Raw genomic sequence first — 4,680 nt, forward strand, 5'->3', positions numbered from 1 at the left:
TGCGGCGCGGCCGGCATAGTGACGGGCAGCGGCGTGGTCGCCGTGGCGCTCAGCTTCGAGATACAACCCGCGCAGGCCCAGCAGCCGCATTTCGGGATCGTCGAGCATCGCCTCGAACTTCTTGCGCGCGCCCTCGTGGTCGCCTTCCAGCATCGCCGTTTGCGCGTCCAACAGATGCACCAGCGGTTCCTGGTCGGCATTGATCAGCTTGGCCGCCTGCTTGCGCATCGACTTGGCCTTGGCCGCATCACCCGAACCAGCCGCGATCAAACCGGTCGACAGCGCCTGATAGCCGCGATCACGCCGACGCGTGCGGAAATAGCGGGTGACGGTATAAGGGCTTCTCCAAAGACCCTTTAGAACCCACCAAAGCAGCATCACACCGGCGACGATCGCCACGACGGTGACGGTCGCGACCATCAGCGAAACGCGATACTGATAACCGCCGAAGGTCATCATCATTTCTCCGGGACGGTCGGCCAGCCAGGTGAAGCCGAGACCAAAGGCGAAAACTGCAAGCAGGAAGACGAGAAGACGGATCATGAAGGGCGTCCTCAGGCCTTGAGCGCTTCGGCAAGCGCCTTGCCGACCAGATCATCCGCAGCCTGACGGGCGCGAACCTTGGCGATGAAGTCGGCACCGGCGCTCTTTGAGCCAGCCGGCAGAGTATCATATTCGGCAATCGCCTTCTCATAATCGCCGGCCTGCACCGCCGCTTCCAGGCGGGCAACGATCGCGCCGGGCTCATTGCCCTGCACATTGGCCCCGACCGGGCGAACTTCTACCAGATCGGTCGCACTCGACCACAGACGCGACACAACGCCGGCATTCTCCGGCTCGGTCTTGCCGGCAGCCACCATTGCGCTTGTGGCCTCCGTCAGTTCAGACGAAATCTCCGCACGCGTCGGCACGCCGGTGGCAGCCATGCCGCGCAGCGTGTCGGCTTCCGGTGCATTCGGGGCAGCCGCGACATAAGCGTCGAACTCGGTCTGGAACGGCTGGCCGCGATCGATCGCCGCCTTCAGCGCCGAAGCGGTAATTGCCAAGGCAAGGCGCGGATCGTTGGCGCGCTCTTCCACTCGCTGGCTCAAAGTCGCAAGCGACTGCTGCAATTCGCTCAGGCGTTGCTCATCCGCGCTGCCTGCCTGGGTGGCAGCTTGGCTTGCCGCTTGCAGGGACTGTTCCAGCGCGTCGATGCGGCCGTTCAGCGGCTGCAGATCAACTGGCTGTCCACCACTGCCGCCGTTCTGGCTGAGCTGTTGCAACTGCGCGGCCAGTTCGTCAATGCGGCTGGTGAGTGCCTGCGTGTCCCCACCTCCGCCAGACGCTTCACCGCCACCCTGCTGCAAGGCCGCTACTTGCGTGCGCAGCTGCTCGATCTCGGCTGAAACATCACCATTGCCGGCTGCCACCGGCGCCGTGTTGCGGGCAGCCTGAAGCTCGCCGACCTCGGCGCGTAAGGCTTCCAGATCGGCGGTCGAAGCGCCGCCGCTCACCGGTGCATCATTGTCGCGAAGACCGCTTCCCAGCAGCATCGAACCGCCCAGCGCCAGGGCGCCGCCGATCAAACCAGCCGCCAGAAGCGACCCGAAACCAGCCCCACGACGGGCAGGCGTTGCAGGTTCGGGCGTCACGGTTGACGCTGCCGCAGTTGGATGCACAGGCGGCTTTTCGTAATCTGGATCGTCATATGCGGCAGGTGTCTCGTAGGGATTGTGGGTTTCAACAGAGGCCGCTTCGACCACCGTTTCCTTGTCGGCTTCGATATCGCGATCTTCAGCCGAACGGTCCGCATGCAGCATGTCGCTGGTGGATTGCGCCGGCTGCTCGCCGTCATCCAGACGCAGGATCGGCGAATCCGCATGCGTGTCGACCAGCGCTTCATCGGCAAGCGAGGGTTCGGATTGAAACGGCTCGCCGCCCATGCGATCGGCCTGCGCATCGAAATAAACCTCGCCGGCCCGGGTCGCTGGACCGCGCTGCGGCTGGCCGGACAGATCCGTACCTTCTGTTTCGGTGAACGAAGGTGCGCCTCCTGTGGGCGAACCCTCAAACGGCCCGCCATCGCCAGGCGAAGCCGCGATCTTGGCTTCCGACGCATCCAGATCGATGGTGACGGGCTCCCGGCTGCTCTTCGAGTGCCGTGTGCTCGGTTTTTTCACCATGCTTCCCGTCTCCGCTCTGGTTTTCGGCACGCTGCCGGACAGACGAACATTTCGATATCACGATCTAGAACAGGAGGGTCACCTGAAAAGGGGTGCGGCAGCAAGCGCGGAGTCGCAGGCGCGGCTCAATGCGAGCCGGATGGCCCTGCAAAAAGTCCGTCGAGGCGCGCGAGCAAGCTTGGTTCATCCGGTGTCGCGGCGATGACAACGTGCAGATCGCCGTGCAAAGCTTGGGCTACATCGGCGGACAGACACACGAAGACAGCGCTTCGCCACAGTGAGCGCTCAAGTTTGCTGAAGACATCCATCAACGCTGCGACACTCTCGGCAGAGTAAACCAGAACGGCATCGAAGCCGTGCCGCGCCAACGCGTCCAGTTCAGGAGGCTCAGGAACGAAACGAACCGTCGCATAGGTCGCAACCACCTCAACCTGCCGCCCCGCCCCAAGCAGTGTCGCCTCCAGAACCGGCTTGCGCGGCGTCCCGCAGAGATAGGCGACCCTCGCATCAGCCTGCGTGCGGGCAATCAGCGTTGCCGCGAGCAGAGCCGCCGTACCACCAGCATCTTCCGCATCGCTCAGCCCAGCTGCACGCGCCGCCTCCGCCGTTCGTGCGCCGACCGCGAACACCGGAAGCCCTCGCAGCGCTGCGATCAGCTCCGGCGAAGCATAGCGCACCGCATTGGCGCTGGTTACGGCAACACAATCGACAGCAGCTGACAGACCGGCATCCGCGACCGCCCGCACTTGCGTCAGCGGCATCACAAACGGTTCATAGCCCCGCGCAACCAGCGTCTTTGCCGTGCGCGACGCACCCGGCTCGGGCCGCGTGAGAAGAACGCGTGCCCTCGTCATCGCCGTTTACCAGGTCGTGAAAAAGCTCGGCCCGGCGCGCTCGCGCAAGATCCGCGCGGCTTCAACGCCCACCGCCACGACATCCCCAACGGACCCATCGACGCGCGTTTCATGCGCTTCCGTACCGTCCGGCGTGAGGATCATGCCGTGCAGCGAAAGCGTGTCGCCATCAACCACCGCATGCCCGGCGATTGGCGTCTTGCAAGACCCGTCAAGCGCACCAAGAAAAGCGCGCTCGGCCGTCAGCGCCAGACCTGTTTCGCGATGATGGATCGGGGCCAGGATCGCATTGATCCGCTCGTCGCCGCGCCGCGATTCGATGGTGATCGCGCCCTGACCCGGTGCCGGCGGGAAGGTATCGAGCGGCAGCAGTTCGGTCGTCGCCGCTTCCAGCCCGAGCCGCTTCAAGCCCGCCTGCGCCAGCAAGGTCGCATCCACCTCGCCCGCTTCCAGCTTCGCCAGCCGGCTCGGCACATTGCCGCGAAACAGCACTACGTTGAGATCGGGCCGCATCCGCCGCAACAGCGCCTGCCTCCGCAAGGAGGCTGAACCGATCACCGCACCCTGCGGGAGACTGGCGATCGTTGGCGCCGCCTTGCCGATAAACGCATCGCGCGGATCTTCGCGCGGCAAAAAGGCGGAAAGCTCAAGCCCTTCCGGCAAGACAGTCGGCATGTCCTTCGACGAATGCACGGCGAGGTCGAGCCGACCTTCGATCAGCCCTTCCTCGATTTCCAGCGTGAACAAGCCCTTGCCGCCCACTTCCGACAAGGGCCGGTTGGTGATGCGGTCACCGGTCGTGGTGATGACCACGATCTCGAACGCGTTTTCGGCCAAGCCATGCGCCGCCATCAGCCGCGCCCGCGTTTCGCGCGCCTGCGCCAAAGCGAGATCGCTGCCGCGGGTACCGATGCGGATGGGCTGTGTTTGCATGGTGAACTCGGTCCGTGATACGCGCGCTCAGGTGAAACCCAAGCCTTTGTCTTTGCGCTTCTCCTACCGGGGAACGCCGCCAGCGGCAATGATGGAGCCCAACCCGTGACAATCCGCGTCCCCGGCCGCGTCCATAATCCCGTTAGTGTTATGGGCCCTGTTCGTGTTCTGGGTATCGAGACAAGCTGCGACGAAACCGCCGCAGCGATCGTGCTGCGCGAGGAAAACGGCAGCGGCACCATCCTGTCCAATGTCGTTCTCAGCCAGATCGCCGACCACGCAGTCTTCGGCGGAGTCGTTCCGGAGATCGCCGCCCGCGCCCATGTGGAAGCCCTCGACGACATCGTCGCCGCGGCCCTCGACGAAGCCGGCCTGACGCTCGCAGACATCGACGCCGTCGCCGCCACCGCCGGCCCCGGCCTCGTGGGCGGCCTCATCGTCGGCCTGATGACCGCCAAGGCGCTGGCCGCAGCAGCCAACAAGCCGCTTCTGCCCGTCAACCATCTCGAAGGCCACGCGCTCACCGCCCGCCTGACCGATGGCGTTGCCTTCCCCTATCTCCTGCTGCTCGTGTCCGGAGGCCACACCCAGCTCGTTCTGGTGAAAGGCGTCGGCCAGTATGAGCGCTGGGGCACCACGATCGACGACGCGCTCGGCGAAGCCTTCGACAAGACCGCCAAGCTGATCGGCCTGCCCTTTCCCGGCGGCCCTAATGTCGAGATCGCCGC

General features: G+C 64.9%; 5 protein-coding genes. 1 reads left to right on the plus strand and 4 read right to left on the minus strand.

Annotation, left to right across the window (positions count from 1 at the left end):
* The 4 genes from RTX98_RS19930 to hemC form a co-directional block, all read right to left on the minus strand.
* The coding region (locus tag RTX98_RS19930; RefSeq protein ID WP_312798615.1) for a heme biosynthesis HemY N-terminal domain-containing protein at positions 1-543 on the minus strand (543 nt) is incomplete at its 3' end.
* Positions 544-554: 11 nt separating this feature from the next.
* Positions 555-2,165: a hypothetical protein gene (locus RTX98_RS19935; protein ID WP_312798616.1), complete on the minus strand. Its 1,611-nt coding sequence runs from the start codon at positions 2,163-2,165 to the stop codon at positions 555-557.
* A 125-nt stretch (positions 2,166-2,290) separates the two neighbouring features.
* The gene (locus RTX98_RS19940) at positions 2,291-3,019 is read right to left on the minus strand and encodes a uroporphyrinogen-III synthase (RefSeq protein WP_312798617.1); all 729 of its coding nucleotides are present in this window, start codon (positions 3,017-3,019) and stop codon (positions 2,291-2,293) included.
* A gap of 6 nt (positions 3,020-3,025) precedes the next feature.
* Complete coding sequence (gene hemC, locus RTX98_RS19945; RefSeq protein WP_312798618.1) at positions 3,026-3,952, minus strand: hydroxymethylbilane synthase; 927 nt, start codon at positions 3,950-3,952, stop codon at positions 3,026-3,028.
* 150 nt (positions 3,953-4,102) lie between these two features.
* On the opposite strand from hemC, the gene tsaD reads away from it, so the two are divergent.
* On the plus strand, positions 4,103-4,680 hold a 578-nt coding region (gene tsaD / locus RTX98_RS19950), incomplete at its 3' end, for a tRNA (adenosine(37)-N6)-threonylcarbamoyltransferase complex transferase subunit TsaD (RefSeq protein ID WP_312798620.1).

Source organism: Tianweitania sp. (genome assembly GCF_032053605.1).
In the GTDB taxonomy this organism is placed as follows: Bacteria; Pseudomonadota; Alphaproteobacteria; order Rhizobiales; family Rhizobiaceae; genus Tianweitania.

Excerpts from the sequence above, each read along its gene's own strand:
- RTX98_RS19940 (WP_312798617.1), bottom strand. The coding sequence starts at position 3,019 with ATGACGAGGGCACGCGTTCTTCTCACGCGGCCCGAGCCGGGTGCGTCG.
- hemC (WP_312798618.1), bottom strand. The coding sequence starts at position 3,952 with ATGCAAACACAGCCCATCCGCATCGGTACCCGCGGCAGCGATCTCGCT.
- RTX98_RS19935 (WP_312798616.1), bottom strand. The coding sequence starts at position 2,165 with ATGGTGAAAAAACCGAGCACACGGCACTCGAAGAGCAGCCGGGAGCCC.